This window comes from Amycolatopsis sp. NPDC049159 (assembly GCF_040648295.1).
GTDB lineage: Bacteria > Actinomycetota > Actinomycetes > Mycobacteriales > Pseudonocardiaceae > Amycolatopsis > Amycolatopsis pretoriensis_A.
On sequence record NZ_JBEZDL010000040.1, the window covers coordinates 1 to 16381 of the forward strand.

The following is a 16381-nucleotide window of genomic DNA, read 5'->3' on the forward strand; positions in this document are numbered from 1 at the left end:
GTCAAGGCCACCAACCTGGTGGACACGCTCAACAGCGCGCCGGCGATCACGGTGTTCGCGCCGGCGGACCCGGCGTTCGCGGCGCTGGGCGACGCGAAGTTCGCCGAGCTGGCGGGCAAGCCGGCCGAGCTGTCGCCGATCCTGCAGTACCACGTCGTGGGCAAGCGCTACGACGCCAAGGGGCTCGCGTCGGCGGGTTCGCTGGACTCGCTCAACGCCGCCGGCGGCCCGCTGAAGATCGAGGGTTCGGGCGAGAACATGACCGTCAACGGCGCGAAGATCCTCTGCGGCAACATCCCCACGAAGAACGCCACGGTCTTCGTGATCGACAAGGTGCTGACCCCCGGCACCAACAAGTAACACCGGCTCGGCCGCCGAGGGGCGGCCGGCACCGGACGGCCGCCCCGGGCTCCCCGAACCTCCTGGAGCCCGGGGCGGTCGTCTTCCGCTGTCCCGGTCCGGACAGCGAGCACAGCTCGGCGGCGGTAAGCAGGGGATCCGCCGCCGGGGACGCCGAAGCTGCGGCGTCCGCCGATCGCCGCCACCGCCGGATCACTCCCAGGCCGTGGCGGCGATCGGCCCTCGGCAGGGCGGGATGAACCACCGTGACGATCATCCCTTCCGCACCGCGATCCGCTGCTGCGCCGGTGGACGCACGGGCCGCCGGCTGGGACTCCGCGACACGGTTCAGTTCCGCGGTGGTGGCCGATGCCGACGACTCCACACCCTGCGGCCCACGGTGGTGAAGGCCGAGACCGCCGGCGCGGCCGGGGCCGGCTACTGGACGGTCGCCCAGGCCCGGGGACGCGGTATCGCCGCCCGCGCCCTCGAGATCACGTCGCGGTGGGCACTGCATTCGCAGCACCGCACCCGGCTGACCCGCTTTGGCCCGCTGCACGCGGAGGGCGACCGGGTCTCGTGTCGCGTGGCGGAGAAGTGCGGCTACGCCCGCCACGACGTGTTTCCGCCCGCACCGCCGGCCTTCCCGGCCAGCGGGCACCGAAACTACCGCGGTTCGGGCACGCCCGCTTCGAGCACCGCGAGGTCGCGCACCGCGTAACGGTGGTGCTCGGCTTCTTCCTTCAGCACGACCTTGAGGCAGCGGCGCACGACGTACTCCTGCTCGGGGTACATGTCCGCTGGTTTGCGGCCGCACACCCGGTCGAGTTCGGCGGCGGTGAGCCCGTCGACGACCCGCCGCATCGCGGCCATGCGGGCGAGCCGCGGCGCGAGCACTTCGTCGAGCGTCGGGGTGGCTTCGAGGGTGAGGCCCAGCTTCGCCGCCTCCTCGGGGGGCGTCCCCCCGGCGGGGAAACCGAGCGGGTGGTAGGGCGCTGCCTCCTCGAGCACGGCGTTGCCGAACCAGGCATCGCAGGCGAACAGCAGGTGGCGGTGGGTTTCGACGAACGACCACTCGCCGTCGACCCGCTCGTGCAGTTTCGCTTCGGGCAACAGCTTCGCCCGGTCGAGCGTGGTGCGCCACAAGGCCTCGACGGCGTCCCAGGCAGCCCGGTAGTCCCCGGGGGAAACCGCTTCCCGTGCCAGCGCCCGGGCGGGGTGCCGGCGGTCGAGCTCTGCCTCGACGTAGGCGGTCACGTCGACGTCGTTGACGACGAGACGCTCGAAGTAGCCACCGAGGTAGACGTCGCTGCCGTAGCAGTCGACGATCTTCAGGCCGTTCACCGCGCAGTCGCGGATCTCGAGGCCGGCGAGGTCGCACAGGTGGATACGAGCACCGCGGAACCGGTCGCTCTGGGCGTATTCGGAAACCATCGGAACAGTCTCGTGCACCCTTTCCGCCCGCGCCACGGCCGGAAGCCGTTGGTGCCGGATGCACCGCGCGGCGTGAATCGAGGTGCAGGGTGTCGTACCCGAGGACGATCGCGGCGCAGGCGTGGCGAGTCGTTCGGTCTGCACGCTCCACCCCGCCGGGCGCGGGTCGCGCGCAGAGCCGCCACCCTGACGGCACAGCAGCAGGTGAAGAGCCGGTGGACGGTCTTCCTCGCCTACGGGCTGCTGGCGGCCGCGAGCCAGGCGCTCTTCGTGACCTATGCGCCCGTCACGGCGGACGCCGCGCGGCACTTCGGGGTTTCCGTCGGGGCGATCGGCTGGTTGTCGCAGGTCTTCCCGCTGGTCTACGTGCTGCTCGCGATCCCGGCCGGCCCTCGTCGCCGGCGCGGTCCTCACCGCCGCCGGGGCGTTCCTGAGGCTGGTTGCCGACGACTTCACCTGGCCCTCATCGGCCAGGTCGTCGCCGCGGCGGGACAGCCGTTCGTCCTCAACGCCATCCCGGCGCGGATCCGGCGGTTTACGAAGCGCTCGAGGAGACCTCGTCCGAGTTCGAAGCTCTCGTCGGCGGCGCGCTCGGTTCGGTTCCGGGCTGCGGCGGCTTCACCCGGGTCGGCTCGCTCCTCCAGTACGTCCCCGCCGGCGGGGCCACCGGCCTGCACGGCACCGGCGGTTTCTGGACGGTGCTCCTGGAAGGGATGCTGCGCCAGGGCTTCCTGTTCATGCCCTCCGGCAAGATCTTCCTCAGCACCGCGCACACCACTTCGGACATCGAGGCGACAGCCGAGGCGCTGGGCAAGCTGTTGCCGCCGGGAACCGGGTGCTCCCGCTAGCGCCGGAGCTGCGCCGCGACGTCCCGCAGGCACCGCAAGAGCAGGGTGCCGTACTTCGGGTCCGGTTCGCCCAGGCGGGCTGGGTGAGGTGCAGGCCGCCGCAGCGCGGGAGACCGAGCCGAACTCGGCCACCGCGCGAAAGTGGTCGAGCTGACGCAACTCGAGCATGAGGCGATGCCATGCCTCGGAGGCATGGCCTCGGCCGATGACGGGCATTTGTCGAATACCCGCGGGACCTGACTCCTCGGGCTCGGTGTCCACGGCCACACGGTTCGCGCCGATCGCCGTCAAGAGCCGGGAGAGCGTCCGCACCCGGTGACTACTGCTTGACCGACCGGGCTTCGCGGCGGGCGAGGACGTCGTCGAGCCGGGAGCCGACTTCGGCGCAGTTGGCGCGGACGACGTTCAGGAACGCCGCGAGCACCGGGGAGTCGTCGGCCGCGCGGAAGGACAGCTGCAGGTCCGGGAGGCGGACGTGCGGGGTGATGTCGCAGAACCAGACGTCCTTGCGGGCGATCAGCCGCATCCGGGCCGGGCCGAGGCCGATACCGACGTCGCACGCCGCCAGGCCGATGATCGTGTGGACGTCCCGGGACGTCGTCGCGGCGTCCAGCGCGGCCGCGCCGGTGCCGAACAGGTCGCGCAGGCGCGCAGCCACGGCGGGTTCCTGAGCGGGCGCCGACATGATCAGGCGCTCGGCCGCGAGCTGCTCGAGCCGGATCGCCGCGCGGCCGGCGAAGGGGTGGGCGGTGCCGACGACGGCGACCAGGTGGTCGGCGCCGATGGGGACGGTCACCAGGCCGTCCACGCGCGCGCCGCGCGGTGCGCCGCGGCCGACCGCGACGTCGAGTTCGCCGGCGACCAGGGCGGCCGTCCCCTCCGCGCTGTTCATCTCCCGCAGGTCGAGCCGGACGTCCGGCCGGGCCTTGCGGAACCGGCCCAGCACGCCGGGCAGCGGGTCGAGCAGGGCCGAGCCGATGAAGCCCATGCGCAGCTGTCCCGTCTCGCCGCGGGCCGCGCGGCCGGCTTCGACCGCTGCGGCGGTCATCTCGCCCAGTGCCCGCCGGGCGCGGGCCAGGAACGCGGTGCCGGCCGCGGTCGGGAACACCCCGCGGGGCGTGCGGTCGAAGAGCCGCTCGCCGACCTCGCGTTCGACGGCCGCGATCTGGGTGGACAGCGGCGGCTGGGCGATGCCGAGGGATGCGGCCGCGCGGCCGAAGTGCTGGTGCTCGGCCAGCGCGAGGGCGTAGCGGAGGTGACGGGACTCCATATTTTCAGGATATCGCGCGAGGGTGATTCAGCTATGAAACTGGATAGCGCACTCGTCGGACGGTGGGGTGGGTTCCATGACCGAAACCACCGCTTTCGTCCTCGTTCACGGTGCCTGGCACTCCTCACTGCACTGGGCCGCCACCCAGCGGGCACTGGCCGCGCAAGGCACCGTCGGCGTCGCCGTGGACCTCCCCGGGCACGGCGTGACCGCGCCGCTGCCGTCCGGGTACCTCCGGCCCGGGCAGCCCGGGCTGGCGACCGAGCCCTCCGCGCTCGCCGGGCTGACCACCGAGGTGCTCGTCGACGCCCTGATCGCCGACCTCGCCGAGGTGCGCCGCCGGTTCACCCGCGTGGTCCTCGTCGCGCACAGCGCGGGCGGCGGCCCGGTCTCGGCCGCGGTCGAGCGGCACGCCGACCTGGTCGACCACGTCGTCTACCTGTCGGCGTTCGTGCCCGCCGGACGGCCGCGCTTCGGCGACTACGTGACGGACCCGGTGAACGCCGGCGCGGCCCACGCACCCCGGACCGGCGACCCCGACGTCCTCGGCGCCTTCCGGATCAACCCGCTCTCGCCCGACCCCGCCGAGGTCGAGGCGATCCGGCGGGCGTTCCTGACCGACTGGCCCGCGGACAAGCCGGGCTGGCGCCTGACGCTGCACCCCGACGAACCGATGGCGTCGCTCGCCGGCGCGTACCCGGTGACCGCCGGACGGTGGGGCCGGGTGCCGCGCAGCTACATCCGGCTGACCGACGACCTGGCGCTGCCGCCGGCCACCCAGGACCTGATGATCGCCGAAGCGGACCGCCTGACCCCGGAGCACCCGTTCGCGGTGCACTCCCTGCCCGGCGGGCACTCGCCGTTCCTGACCCGCCCCGGCGAGCTCGCCGAGCTCCTCGGCCGGATCGCGAAGCAGGCATGAGGCCCGCCGCGCAGGCCGTGCTGTTGTCGGGGACGTTCGTCCAGCTGATGAGCGTCACCGTGATGCAGCTCGCCGTCCCGCGCATCCGCCACGACCTCGCGGCCGGTTCGGGCGCGGGCCAGCTCGCTCTGGTCGGCTACACGCTGACCTACGCCTGCGCGCTGATCACCGCGGCCCGGCTCGGCGACCGGTTCGGCTACCGGCGGGTGTTCGTCACCGGCACGGCCGTGTTCACGCTGGCGTCACTGGCCGCGGCCGCCGCGCCGGACGTCGGGTCCCTCGTGGCCGCCCGGCTGGTGCAGGGCGCCGGCAGCGGCCTGGTCGCGCCGCAGATCCTGTCGCTGATCCAGACCGCGGTGCCCGCGGACCGGCGGGCCGGGGTCCTGGGCCGGTACGGGGCGACGATGGCCGTGGCGTCGCTGGCCGGCCCGCTGTGCTGCGGCGTCCTGCTGCACTTCGACCCGTTCGGGCTGGGCTGGCGGCTGGCACTGGCCCTGCCGGTGCCGGTGGGGATCGTGTCGCTGGCCCTGGTCCGGATCGTGCCCGGCGGGCGCGGCCCGGCGGACGCGAGCCGGGTGGATCCGGTCGGCGCCGCGTTGTCGCTGACCGGGCTGGTCCTGCTCGTGCTGCCGTTGACGCTCGGCCAGGACGCGGGCTGGCCGGCCTGGACGTGGGTGAGCCTGGCCCTCGGGCTGGGCCTGCTCGCCGCCTTCGCCGCGGCACAACGCCGAGTGCGCGACCCCTTGGTGCGGCCGGAAGCGCTGAGCGCGTCGAGGACCCGGTGGGGCATCGGCGCGGTGTTCCTCTTCAACGCCGGGATCCCGTCGTTCAGCCTGCTGCTTTCCTTGCACCTGCAGGGCACGCTGCACCGCGACCCGCTGGTGACCGCGTTGACCGTCGCGCCGTACGCGGTCGGCGCCCTGCTCGGCAGCGCGGTCGCCGAAGCCGCGGCACGCCGGTTCGGCGCCGCGGCGCTCGCCGCCGCGTCCGCCGGCCTGGCCGTCGTGTCGCTGCTGGTCATTCCGGTGCTGGCCGGGCCGGCGCCGGTCCTGTGGGCGGTGCTCGGGGGCGGCGGCTTCGCGTTCGGCGTTTTCACGGCATCGGCGTTTTCCCTGGTCCTGAACCGGGTTCCGGTGTCCGTGGCCAGTTCCGTGTCGGGGTTGCTGCCCACCGCGCAGCAACTCGGCGGCACACTCGGCGTCGCCCTGGCGGGGGTCGCCTACACCGCCGGGGCCCTGGACGCGGCGATGGGCTACGAGGCTGTGGTGTTCCTGCTCGCGGCCGCGGCCACGGCCCGCTTGCGGAAGCCCGCCACGGAAAGTCCTGACGGTGTGTCGTGGCAAAGTTCGCTCTCCCGGCCGAAGAACTGCTGAGCACCACCCGCGAACTCGGGCACCGGCCGGGAAAGCAGTGCGGCCGGTGTGCGAGGAGCCGGCGGGTTGACGTGGTTGGCGCCGGGCACCACGTAGAAGCGGGCGAACCGGTCGGTGGCCTGGTGGCCGACGGTCTGCCGTACGCGGGCGAAGTACTCGGCGGTGGAGCGGGGGCCGACCGGCTCGTCGGCTGCTCCGTGCAGGATCAGCAGCTTCCCCCCGGCCCGGGCGAAGGGCCGCAGGTCGGGATCGTCGACGTCCTGCAGCGCCGAGAGCTCGCTGATCCGCGGCGTCCACGTACCCGGGCGGCGGGGGTCGAGGGTGAGGGAGTCCCGGGGGAATGGTGACCATCCGATTGAGGTGGCTCACAACGCCACCGACCCGCACGCCCGGGTGGCCACTGGCGAAGATTCGCCCACTTGCCGAGGTGCTCCGGCTCGAAAGCGCCGGCGTGCGGATCGCGGTGCGCCCGGGCAGGGTCAGGTCCTCGCCCACGCCGATCTCGTCCCCGTACCGCAGCACGGGGCTGCCCGGCACGGTGAGCAGCAAGCTGTAGGCCGGTTCCAGCCGCCGGTCGCTGTCCAGCACGCCGGCCGGCCCCTGGGCCGGCCTGGGCGTCGGGCCTGGTCGAGCCCGAAGTCGTAGAGCTTCGTCGCGCGGTACCACCGATCCACGGTGCGGCGGCTACCCGTGGGCCGCGCGGCGCGCCGGGGGACAGCGCCCGCACGCCCGGGCTTTCGGTGCCCGGCGGGTGGCAACGCCGAAAGAGGCGGTCGTTTGCCGGTGGCCGGGCCGGGAACCCGGAGAGCTCATTTCGGAGAAACCGAGGAAAGGCTCGAGGATGACCGCCCAGCGTGCGCCGGAGGCCCTCGTCGTGGGCCTGCTGACCGATGACGGGTTACCGGGGCAGCTCGCCGGGAGGATCGCGGACGGCCTGCCCGCCCGCCTGGCCCGTGACCTCGGCGAGGAGACGACCTGGCGTGTCGAGCACGAGACGCAGTCCCTTCCCTTGAACGACGAGGGCGACATCCCGATGCTGGATCTGGCGCAGGAGCGCCGAGCCGCGCACGGCTGGGACCTGCTGGTGCTCATCACCGACCTCCCCCGGCGAGCCGGGACAGTGCCGATCGCGTCGGATTACAACGCCGACCACGGCGTGGCGATGGTGTCGCTGCCCGCGCTCGGTGCTCTGCGGCTGCGTGGCCGGGTGTCCCGGCTGGTCGTCCACCTGGTCCGGCACTTGGTGGCGCACCGGTCGGCGAAGGAGGCCGATCCGCCGCGGGGGATGCTTGACCGGCTGCGGGAGCTGGTGGCGCCGACGCGGCACATGCGCGGCCGCGGTGCCGCTGACGAGCACTTGGCGCTGGTGGGTGTGCGTGGCCGGCTGCGGTTGCTGGCGGGGATGATCCGGGACAACCGCCCGTGGCGGCTGGTGCCCAATCTTGCCGGGGCCGCTGCGGCGGCGGCGGCGACGGCCGCGTACGGGATCATCACGACGTCGTTCTGGAAGCTGGCTGAGGCGTTGCCCGGGTTGCGGCTGGCTGGGATCACGGTGCTGGCGATCGTGGTGATGGCGGGTTGGCTGATGGTGCACAACCGGTTGTGGGATTCGCCGTCCGGGCACCTGGATCGGCGGAAAGCTTTGTTGTACAACGCTTCCACGGTGTTGACGTTGTCGATCGGGGTGGCGTGCATGTACGTCATCCTGTTCGTGCTGGCGTTGGTGGCGTCGGTCGTGCTGGTCGAGGGCACTTATTTCGGGGAGGTTCTCGGTCATCCGGCGGGGCCGGTGTCGTACTTGAAGTTGGTGTGGTTGGCGACGTCGGTGGGGATTGTTGCGGGGGCGGTGGGTTCGAGTGTCGAAGATGAGGAACGGGTCCGTCGGGCGACGTACAGCCGGCGTGAGCGGGAGCGGCAGCAGCGCAACCGCGAGCGCGCTGAGGAAGCCGAAACCGGCGGGGACTGAGCGCGCGCCGGTCAGGGTTTGAGGAGGACCTCCGGGTGCGGCCGCCGGCCGGCGCGGAGCGGCGGCTTCCGCTGAGCCCTTTCATCGCCTATCGTCGATCGACGATGGAAGGAGCCGGCTGTGCTGGACCGGGAGACCGCCAAGACCTACGCCGAGTGGTTCCGGACGCTCGCCGATCCGACCCGGGTGCAGATCCTCAACCTGCTCGCCGAGACCGGCGCGCCGATGGCGGTGGGGGAGGTCGTCGAGCAGGTCAGCGTCGGGCAGTCCACCGTCTCGGCGCACCTCAAGGTCCTGGCCGATACCGGGTTCGTGCTGGTCGAGCCGCGGGGGACCGCTCGGCTCTACCGGGTCAACGAGGAGTGCGTCTCCTGCTTCCCGAGTGCTGCGGACGTCGTCATGGGGCGCGGGGTCCGGTCGTTCGCCGGGACCGTCGACGAGGAGGCCCGATGAACCCCGATCGCGACGCCGTCCATGAGCGCTACGCCACCGCCGCCCGGCTGGCCTTGGCCGGGGAGGGGACCGGCCTGCTGGCCGGCGCGGGGGACACCGACCGGCTCGGCGCTGTTCATTACGCCGGTGCGGAGCTTCCGGCCGAGATGACCGCCACCAGCCTCGGCTGCGGCAACCCGCTCGCCGTCGCCGAGCTGAAGCCCGGGGAGACCGTGCTCGACCTCGGCTCCGGCGGCGGGCTGGACGTCCTGCTCTCCGCTCGCCGCGTCGGGCCGGAAGGCCGGGCGATCGGCTTGGACATGACCGACGAGATGCTCACTCTCGCCCGTCGGCACGCCGAGCAGGCCGGGGTGACCAACGCCGAGTTCCGCAAGGGCACCATCGAGCGGATCCCGCTGCCGGACGCCTCGGTCGACGTCGTCATCTCCAACTGCGTCATCGCCCTGTCGCCGGACAAGCCCGCGGTGTTCGGCGAGATCGCCCGCGTCCTGCGGCCCGGCGGCCGCCTCGGCATCACCGACATCCTGGCCGACGACAGCCTCACCGACGCCGAACGCGCGGCCCGCGCCGGCGCGGTCGAGTGCCTCGGCGGCGCGCTCACCGCCGACCGCTACCGGGAACTCCTGCGCGACGCCGGGCTCGGCGGTGTCGACGTCCGGCTCACCCACGAGACCGGCGACAAGCTCCACTCCGCGATCATCCGCGCCACCAGGCCGGTCGAGGTCGTCGCGATGACGGCCGAGCACGCGGACCGGGTGCTGGCGATCTACCAGGCCGGGCTGGACACCGGTCAGGCCGGCTTCGAGACCACCGCTCCCTCCTGGGAAGCATGGGACGCCGCCCACCTCCCGGAGCACCGGCTGGTCGCGCTCGACTCGGGCGGCCGAGTTGTCGGCTGGGCCGCGGTCTCGGCCGTGTCCTCGCGGTGCGTGTACGCCGGGGTCGTCGAGCACAGCGTCTACGTCGACCCGGAGGCGCGGGGCCGCGGTGTCGGGCAGGCACTGCTGGCCGCGCTGGTCACCTCGACCGAGAACGCCGGGGTCTGGACGATCCAGAGCGGCGTGTTCCCCGAGAACACCGCCAGCCGCGAACTGCACCGCCGGGCCGGGTTCCGGGAGATCGGGGTCCGCGAACGCGTCGGCCGGCAGCACGGCGTGTGGCGGGATGTGGTCATGATCGAGCGCCGCAGCTCGCGGGTCGGCGGCTGAGCGGAGCCGGTGCGCCCCTCGATCGCGCACCGGCTCCGGGCCTTCAGCTGCAGCAGCCCGCCGGCTTGGCGGTCGCGCCGGTCCCGGCGTCGGGCGTGCAGCACGTCGCCGGGGTGACCAGGGCGGCGCTGTCGGTGCCGAACGTCGTCGAGTCGCCCTTGACCGTGTAGACCTCCCACTGGGAGTTCACCCGCAAGGGCGCCCAGGTCACGCTGCTGACCGTGCTGATCGCCGCGCCCTACCTCTGGTTGCGCTACTTCGTGCTCGGCTGAGCGGCAATCGTCAGGTCCACCGCGCGGTTCGTGCGGGACAGTGAGGTCCGGCGCCGGCGGCCGAGGCGGCCGTCGTGAGCGAGGGACGTGTCCTGGTTTCGGGGCGCAAACTGTTGGCGTAGGCAGCGGTGATGCCGGGGAACGGCGGAGGGGGCATGGCCACTTGCGGTGCCGAACGGCACTTCTGGATCGGTCCGGGGAGGGTGCGCTGACGCCGAGCCTGCCCGGCTCGCCGGCCTTCGTGGCGCCGAGGATCCCGAAGATCTCGCCGCGTTCGACAATGAACGAGACGTCGTCGACCGCGGCTTCGTCCCCGTACCGCTTGCGGAGGTGCTCGACCTCGACGACCGGCATGGCGCCCCTTGGTGGTGGCGGTGCGAGGTTGAGCGCGATGTCCTTCGTGGACAGTGGGGTCGTACCCGGGCGCGACCAGCCCTCAGGTTCCGCGCAGGTGGTCTCGAGTGCGTACTGCGCGTCCTCGGCGGTGACGAGACCGGCGGTATCGGCTTCGAGAAGCTCGGCGGAGTCCTTGGACACTGGCCCGGCGGCGGCCTGGCGCCAGCCGTCGGTGATGGTCTTCTCGACCGTGTGCGGCGAGTTACTTCGCCGGCGAAGCGGCCGGCGCCCGGCGGCGTCCTCGTGGTGGCCGGGCCGCGGGCACGATGTCGGAGAGAAGGGACGTCACGGTGTCGGTGATGGTCGTCAGGTCGGTGCCGTCGTCGCTTTCGAGCCACTTGCGGTAGGCCGTACCGAAGATCTGGCTTCCCGTACTGGCTGCCAGCTCCGCGGTGTCGGGATCGACCCCGCGCTCGCCCAGTGCCCGGCGGAACCCCTCGGCCATCTGGTGCCGCTTGATCAGATCGCGTTCCAGCAACCCGGGGTTCGACGCGATCAGCCGGCTCCGCCGGCGCAGGAGGTCTCGTGAGCCGAGTTGTTCCCAGTCGTACCCGGCCAGGGTCCGGACCACGGTCCGGAGTGGCTGTTCGAGGTCGGGCGTCCGCAGGAGCTCCCGGACGAGCGCCGCGTTGAGCAGGTCCGCGTCGGCGAAGAGGATTTCTTCCTTGTCGGGGAAGTAGCGGAAGAACGTCCGGGTGGTGACGCGGGCGCGTTCGGCGATCTGGACCGCGGTGGTGGCCTCGAAGCCTTGTTCCTCGAACAGCTCCATGGCGGACTGCTTCATCCGCTCTTCGCTGCCTTCTTCCCACCGGGGCATGGCACCAGGATACCCGCGTCGATGACGCGGCGGGACATCAGTGCTACGGTGATGTCACGTCGAGACATCAGACCCGGCGAAGCACCCTCGAAAGGGAAAAACATGCCTCCGAACCCCGGCACGGCACAGACGTTCATGGTGGTCGGAACCCTCCGGGACGACACCGACCTCGCGGAATTCGCCGCGCTGAGAGAGGACGAGCACCGGCAGCTGGAAGTGTTGCGCTCGCAGGGAAAGGTCGGCGCCCACTACGTTTCCCCGGCGCGGCGGGCGACGTTCGTCGAGATCGTGGCCGCCGATCAGGAACAAGTGGCGGAGACCCTGGCCACCTTGCCCTTCGCCCGGTTCTTCGATGCCGACGTCTACCCGCTCGCGCCCGCGGACGCCCGCTGAAAGGACGCGATCGTGAAGGAAGAGAAGAACACCGTCTCCCCGCATGGCGTGCCGTTCGTGGCCGGGAGGGACACCGCGCCGGCGTACTGGGCGTTCGGCGTCCTCTGGGTCGTGCTGGCGGCCTCGGAACAGACCGGGGGAGCGTTCTCGGTGATGGAGCAGTGGATGCCGGCGGAGGGCGGGCCGCCGCCTCACGTGCACCCGATCGACGAGTGGTTCAACGTGCTCGAAGGCTCCATCGAATTCCGGGTCGGGGACCAGCCGCCGATGCGCGCGACGGCGGGTGACTCGGTGTGGATCCCGCGCGGAACGGTGCACGGTTTCACCACCCGGAGCGCCGCCCATGTGCTCAACGGCTACACGCCGGGCGGCTTCGAGCAGGTCATCATGGGGTTGGGCACTCCCGCGGAGCGGCGTGAACTGCCGCCGCCCGACCTCGGCTTCGACCCGCGCTCCGCGGCGCAGCTGATGGACAACTTCTGGTCGGCGAGCGCCGACACGGCCTGGGCCGCGAAGTGGACCCACTGAGCACGGCCGCACTTCCAGTCCCGCGGCGCCTCTCGATCGGGTGACTCTCCGACGGTAGCCGGTTTACGGCAAGTGCATCGGTTTGTTGTCGATTCGACCGGGTATGCGTCCGGTCTGGTGCTCGAGACCGATGCGAAGGATGTGACCGATGCCCGCGTTGACCCGCGTCCTCGGAACGGCCACCGCCGCTTACAGCGTGACGATCATCGCCGCGCCGAAGGTGCTGGCCAAACCGTGCGGCCTGACCACTCCCACCGGCGGGGTCACCGCGGGCGTGCGGACGCTGATCGGCGGCATCGGGGCCCGGGACGCCGTCATCGGGCTCGCGATGATGTTCGCCCCACCGGGTCGTCCGCTGCGTGTCGCCCTCGCCGCGCGCGTGGCCTCCGACGCCGCGGATGCGCTCATCTTCGGCGCCACCCTGCCCGACCGCTCCGCGCGCGGCAAGGTCGCGGCCTTCGCCGCCACGTGGGCGGCGTTGTGCGCCGCCTCCGCCTTCGTGGCCTGACCGGCCCCGCCGGCGAACGCATCCACGGCCGTTGGCCGCCCCCTCCCGGAGAACAGGTGATCACGATGTCGGCCCAGCCCTCGACGGACGTCCCGGCGGCGCGCTCATGACCGCGCCGGGACCCGAGCCCGACGAGGTGCCGGGCCTGGAACGGGGCGGTTCGGTCACCCCGGGCGACACCCCGCCCGACGCCGGGCAGACCTCCGGCCTGTCCCACCCGCAGCCGATGCCGTCGAAGACGGTTCCGGTGCTCGCGCTCGTCCTGATCGGGGTCATCGTGCTGGGGGTGGCCGCGTTCTTCCTGCTGCGCGCCTTCGACCTCTTCGGCTGACGACCGCTTCCCGGGACGAAGGCCGGCTCGCGTCGTGGGCCGTGCATCACTGTGCCGATCGGGTGATTGCCGGGGATCCGCGTCAACCGGCGGTCGCGGGTGGACGTGTCGGCTTCGCCATGGGACAGGTGCGAACCAGGGGAGCGGCGAATGAAGAAGGCAGCTGCGGTTTCGATGATTGCCGGCTTGGTGGTCTCGGGTGCGCTCGCGACAGCCGGTTCCGCTTCGGCGGAACCGTGGCCGTCCGGGTGCACCTGGGGAATTTCGGGGCTGTACACCACCTACGCGAAGTGCACCAAAGGTCCCGGCAGCTACCGCGCGGTCGCCAAGTGCACGAGCACCAGGTACGCCTACGGAAGCTGGCAACCGGCCGGCAGCTACCCGGGGCAGTCCACCGCCAGCTGCGTCAACGTCCGTCCGATCTCGGCGAGCATCGGCCTGAGCCAGTCGTGAGCGATGCGGCGAGACCGATTCGGCCCCCCGCGTTGTGCGGGGGGCGAATCGGCCGGTTCAGCGGCGGCCCGGTGAGTTGTAGTTGGGGGCGTCGGTCGTGATGGTGATGTCGTGCGGGTGGCTTTCGCGCAGACCGGCCGCGGTGATCCGGACCAGCTGGGCCTGCTGCAGGTCGGCGATCGTGCGGGCGCCGACGAAGCCCATTCCGGCGCGCAGCCCCCCGACGAGCTGGTACACGACGTCGGCTACCGGTCCACGGAACGACGTGCGTCCCTCGATGCCCTGCGGGACCAGGTTTTCCTCCGCCAGGACATCGCCCTGGAAGTAGCGGTCCTTCGAGAACGACTTGGTGCCGTTGCGGGACTGCATGGCTCCCAGGGAGCCCATGCCGCGGTAGGTCTTGTACTGCTCGCCGTCGATGTACACGAGTTCGCCGGGCGCTTCGCCGGTGCCGGCGAGGAGACTGCCGAGCATCACGGTGTCGGCTCCCGACGCGAGCGCTTTGGCGATGTCGCCGGAGTACTGGATCCCGCCGTCACCGATCACCGGCACGCCGGCGGCGGCGCAGGCGAGCGAAGCCTCGTAGATCGCGCTGATCTGCGGGACGCCGACTCCGGCGACCACCCGGGTGGTGCAGATCGAACCCGGGCCCACGCCCACCTTGACGGCATCGGCGCCCGCGTCGATCAGCGCTTGTGCTCCCGCGCGCGTGGCGACGTTCCCGCCGACGACGTCGACCCCGTCGGCGAAAAGGCGCTTCGCAGCGGCCACCGCGGTCAGGACGTCGCCCTGGTGACCGTGGGCCGTGTCGACCATGAGGACGTCGACGCCGGCGTCGACCAGCAGCTTCGCCCGGTTGAGGGCATCTTCGCCGACGCCGATCGCGGCGGCCACCAGCAGGCGCCCCGCCTTGTCCCGGGCGGCGTCCGGGAACTGCTCGTTCTTCGCGAAGTCCTTGACGGTGATCAGCCCGACGAGCCGGCCACCGTCTTCGACGATCGGCAGCTTCTCGACCTTGTTTTCGCGCAGGAGCCGCAAAGCCTCTTCGGGAGTCACGCCGACCGGAGCCGTGATGAGGGGGGACTTCGTCATCACCTCGGCGACCGGGCGCTGCGTGTCCATTTCGAACCGCATGTCGCGGTTGGTGATGATCCCCGCCAGCTTGCCGTCGTCGTCCACCACCGGCACACCGGAAATGCGGTACCGGGCGCAAAGCGCGTCGACTTCGGCGAGGGTCTGGGTCGGCCGGCAGGTGACCGGGTCGGTGACCATTCCCGCTTCGGAACGCTTCACGGTTTCGACCTGGCGTGCTTGGGCCTCGGCCGGCAGGTTGCGGTGCAGAACGCCGATGCCGCCCTGCCGGGCCATGGCGATCGCCATCTTGGCTTCGGTGACGGTGTCCATCGCCGCGGAGACGAGCGGCATCTTGAGGGTGACGTTCCGGGTCAGCCGCGTCGTGGTGTCGACCTGGCTGGGAATCACGTCGGATTCGGCGGGGAGCAGCAGCACGTCGTCGAAGGTGAGACCGAGGGAGTCGAACTTCGCCGGGAATACTTCTTCGCTGACCATGCGCTCGTGTACACCTTTCGCTTCCAACGTGGACCCCGCCCAGTGTAGGGCAGGGCCGATGACCTGGAACGACGTGCCGCACCGGGCGTCCCGTGCCCCCGGCTCCGCCAGTTCGGCCGACTCGACCGGACGTTGTCGGTGGTCGGGACGGGTGATCATGGTCACCTTGCCCCGCCGGTGTCCGCCTTGCTTCACTTCGGACCGGCGGCGGGAGGGCCGCTGTGGGTTCGTGCCGTCTCGGCGCGCATCAATTGTGGGGGGAATATTCGTGCTGCGCGGAAACGTGCGCCGGACGGTTTCGTTCGTGCACCATCCCGACGACTTCCCGGACGCGTGGCTGCGCGGCAAAGAACGGAAACTCCTCGACCTTTACCTGCCGGCCGCCGAAAAGTCCGGTTTGGGTTTCGAATTCGTCCCGGCGCGCGAACTCGTCCCGGCGGTCGGCCGCCGTCCGCACCTGTACCGCGCGGAACGCGATCTGCTCGAAGAGCGGGGCTGTTTCCTGCTCGAGCAGACCAGCGCCGATCCGCAGGCCGCCCAGTTCCTCGGAGCGATCTACGAGGTCGTCGCGGCCAGCGACAGCGTTCTGGTCAACCGCACCACCACGGACCTCGAGTTCCTGGAGCGCGACAAGCTGGCCATCGCCGACCGGGCGGGCGCGCTGGGCGTGCCGCACCTGCCGACGCTGGTCGTGCCACCCGGCAGGCACGCGCAGCGGGTGCTGCGGCACCTGCCCCTGCTCGGTGACGGGCCGTGGCTGCTCAAGCCCCGCGAGATGTCGATGGGCCGCGCGGTGCTCAGGTTCTCGAGCGAGGAAGAACTGCGTTCGGGACTGGATCTGGTCGCCCAGAGCGGCAGCAGCTACGTGCTCCAGCCGTACCTGGTCAACGAAGGTGACCTCCGGGTGTACCTGATCGACGGCGTCGTCTCCGGTGCGCAGCTGCGCCGGCCGGCCGCGGGCGGCCTGCTGGCGAACACGAGCAGGGGCGGTCACGTGAGCACGTTCGACGTGCCTGCGGAGCTGGGTGACTGGTGCCGCCGGATCACCGACAGCCTGGGCGCCCGCTACCTCTGCGTCGACTGGCTGGTCACCGGCACGGGCTTCGTGCTGAACGAGTGGTGCACCACCCTGGGTGGCTTCAGCTTCCTCCCCTCGCCGCAGCGGGAAGAGCGCGCGGACGCCTTGTTCGCGTTCATCGCGCGGGAGATCGAGCGAGCCGAAAGCCCGCAGCGCCAGACCGTCACCGCTTGAGGGCGAGCGCGTGTTCCACACCGGGCCCCGCGGTCACGCCGCGCCCGGG

18 protein-coding genes and 2 pseudogenes are annotated in these 16381 nt (G+C 71.8%); 13 read left to right on the top strand and 7 right to left on the bottom strand.

Annotated elements, in window-relative coordinates; genetic code table 11:
• The coding region (locus tag AB0B33_RS44345; protein WP_360783550.1) for a fasciclin domain-containing protein at positions 1 to 360 on the top strand (360 nt) is incomplete at its 5' end.
• Between the two features lie 645 nt (positions 361 to 1005).
• Here AB0B33_RS44345 and AB0B33_RS44350 read toward each other — a convergent pair.
• On the bottom strand, positions 1006 to 1773 hold the full coding sequence (locus tag AB0B33_RS44350; protein ID WP_360783553.1) for a DinB family protein: 768 nt from the start codon (positions 1771 to 1773) through the stop codon (positions 1006 to 1008).
• 698 nt (positions 1774 to 2471) lie between these two features.
• On the opposite strand from AB0B33_RS44350, the gene AB0B33_RS44355 reads away from it, so the two are divergent.
• Complete coding sequence (locus AB0B33_RS44355; protein WP_360783556.1) at positions 2472 to 2621, top strand: hypothetical protein; 150 nt, start codon at positions 2472 to 2474, stop codon at positions 2619 to 2621.
• 319 nt (positions 2622 to 2940) lie between these two features.
• On the opposite strand, the gene AB0B33_RS44360 is transcribed toward AB0B33_RS44355, so the two are convergent.
• Positions 2941 to 3891, bottom strand: coding sequence for a LysR family transcriptional regulator (locus tag AB0B33_RS44360; protein WP_360783559.1), 951 nt, complete (start codon positions 3889 to 3891; stop codon positions 2941 to 2943).
• 76 nt (positions 3892 to 3967) lie between these two features.
• On the opposite strand from AB0B33_RS44360, the gene AB0B33_RS44365 reads away from it, so the two are divergent.
• A complete protein-coding gene (locus AB0B33_RS44365) occupies positions 3968 to 4813 on the top strand; it encodes an alpha/beta fold hydrolase (RefSeq protein WP_360783561.1) in 846 nt (281 codons plus the stop codon).
• Positions 4810 to 6186, top strand: coding sequence for an MFS transporter (locus AB0B33_RS44370; protein WP_360783564.1), 1377 nt, complete (start codon positions 4810 to 4812; stop codon positions 6184 to 6186). Before AB0B33_RS44365 ends, AB0B33_RS44370 begins: the two co-directional genes overlap by 4 nt.
• A 77-nt stretch (positions 6187 to 6263) precedes the next feature.
• On the opposite strand, the pseudogene AB0B33_RS44375 reads toward AB0B33_RS44370, so the two are convergent.
• Positions 6264 to 6542, bottom strand: a pseudogene (locus AB0B33_RS44375) (tannase/feruloyl esterase family alpha/beta hydrolase); the annotation flags it as partial.
• Between the two features lie 485 nt (positions 6543 to 7027).
• Between AB0B33_RS44375 and AB0B33_RS44380 the strand changes: the two are divergent.
• From AB0B33_RS44380 to AB0B33_RS44390, 3 genes are all read left to right on the top strand, one after another.
• The gene (locus AB0B33_RS44380; protein WP_360783566.1) at positions 7028 to 8152 is read left to right on the top strand and encodes a hypothetical protein; all 1125 of its coding nucleotides are present in this window, start codon (positions 7028 to 7030) and stop codon (positions 8150 to 8152) included.
• A 120-nt stretch (positions 8153 to 8272) separates the two neighbouring features.
• Positions 8273 to 8605, top strand: a complete 333-nt coding sequence (locus AB0B33_RS44385; protein ID WP_360783569.1) for a metalloregulator ArsR/SmtB family transcription factor — start codon at positions 8273 to 8275, stop codon at positions 8603 to 8605.
• Positions 8602 to 9813 carry a GNAT family N-acetyltransferase gene (locus AB0B33_RS44390; protein ID WP_360783572.1) on the top strand — a complete coding sequence of 404 codons (1212 nt, stop codon included), beginning with the start codon at positions 8602 to 8604 and terminating at the stop codon, positions 9811 to 9813. The genes AB0B33_RS44385 and AB0B33_RS44390 overlap by 4 nt, the downstream gene beginning before the upstream one ends.
• Positions 9814 to 9856: 43 nt before the next feature.
• Here AB0B33_RS44390 and AB0B33_RS44395 read toward each other — a convergent pair whose 3' ends face one another.
• From AB0B33_RS44395 to AB0B33_RS44405, 3 genes and pseudogenes are all read right to left on the bottom strand, one after another.
• On the bottom strand, positions 9857 to 10024 hold the full coding sequence (locus AB0B33_RS44395) for a hypothetical protein (RefSeq protein ID WP_360783694.1): 168 nt from the start codon (positions 10022 to 10024) through the stop codon (positions 9857 to 9859).
• Between the two features lie 307 nt (positions 10025 to 10331).
• Positions 10332 to 10439 (bottom strand): annotated as a pseudogene (locus tag AB0B33_RS44400) (ABC transporter ATP-binding protein); the annotation flags it as partial.
• A 244-nt stretch (positions 10440 to 10683) separates the two neighbouring features.
• Positions 10684 to 11298, bottom strand: coding sequence for a TetR family transcriptional regulator (locus AB0B33_RS44405; protein WP_360783575.1), 615 nt, complete (start codon positions 11296 to 11298; stop codon positions 10684 to 10686).
• A gap of 21 nt (positions 11299 to 11319) precedes the next feature.
• Here AB0B33_RS44405 and AB0B33_RS44410 point away from each other — a divergent pair, with 21 nt between their 5' ends.
• The 5 genes from AB0B33_RS44410 to AB0B33_RS44430 all read left to right on the top strand — a co-directional run bounded on the left by AB0B33_RS44410 (position 11320) and on the right by AB0B33_RS44430 (position 13511).
• Positions 11320 to 11691 carry a muconolactone Delta-isomerase family protein gene (locus AB0B33_RS44410; RefSeq protein ID WP_360783578.1) on the top strand — a complete coding sequence of 124 codons (372 nt, stop codon included), beginning with the start codon at positions 11320 to 11322 and terminating at the stop codon, positions 11689 to 11691.
• Between the two features lie 12 nt (positions 11692 to 11703).
• Positions 11704 to 12219, top strand: coding sequence for a cupin domain-containing protein (locus tag AB0B33_RS44415; RefSeq protein ID WP_360783581.1), 516 nt, complete (start codon positions 11704 to 11706; stop codon positions 12217 to 12219).
• 148 nt (positions 12220 to 12367) lie between these two features.
• Entirely contained in the window at positions 12368 to 12727 is a 360-nt protein-coding gene (locus tag AB0B33_RS44420; protein WP_360783583.1) for a hypothetical protein, read from the top strand.
• Between the two features lie 106 nt (positions 12728 to 12833).
• Entirely contained in the window at positions 12834 to 13058 is a 225-nt protein-coding gene (locus AB0B33_RS44425) for a DUF6480 family protein (protein ID WP_247022402.1), read from the top strand.
• Between the two features lie 150 nt (positions 13059 to 13208).
• Entirely contained in the window at positions 13209 to 13511 is a 303-nt protein-coding gene (locus AB0B33_RS44430) for a hypothetical protein (RefSeq protein ID WP_360783586.1), read from the top strand.
• Between the two features lie 57 nt (positions 13512 to 13568).
• On the opposite strand, the gene guaB is transcribed toward AB0B33_RS44430, so the two are convergent.
• Positions 13569 to 15080: an IMP dehydrogenase gene (gene guaB / locus AB0B33_RS44435; RefSeq protein WP_360783691.1), complete on the bottom strand. Its 1512-nt coding sequence runs from the start codon at positions 15078 to 15080 to the stop codon at positions 13569 to 13571.
• A 304-nt stretch (positions 15081 to 15384) separates the two neighbouring features.
• Here guaB and AB0B33_RS44440 point away from each other — a divergent pair, with 304 nt between their 5' ends.
• Positions 15385 to 16332: a hypothetical protein gene (locus AB0B33_RS44440; protein ID WP_360783588.1), complete on the top strand. Its 948-nt coding sequence runs from the start codon at positions 15385 to 15387 to the stop codon at positions 16330 to 16332.
• The last annotated feature ends 49 nt before the right edge of the window (positions 16333 to 16381 follow it).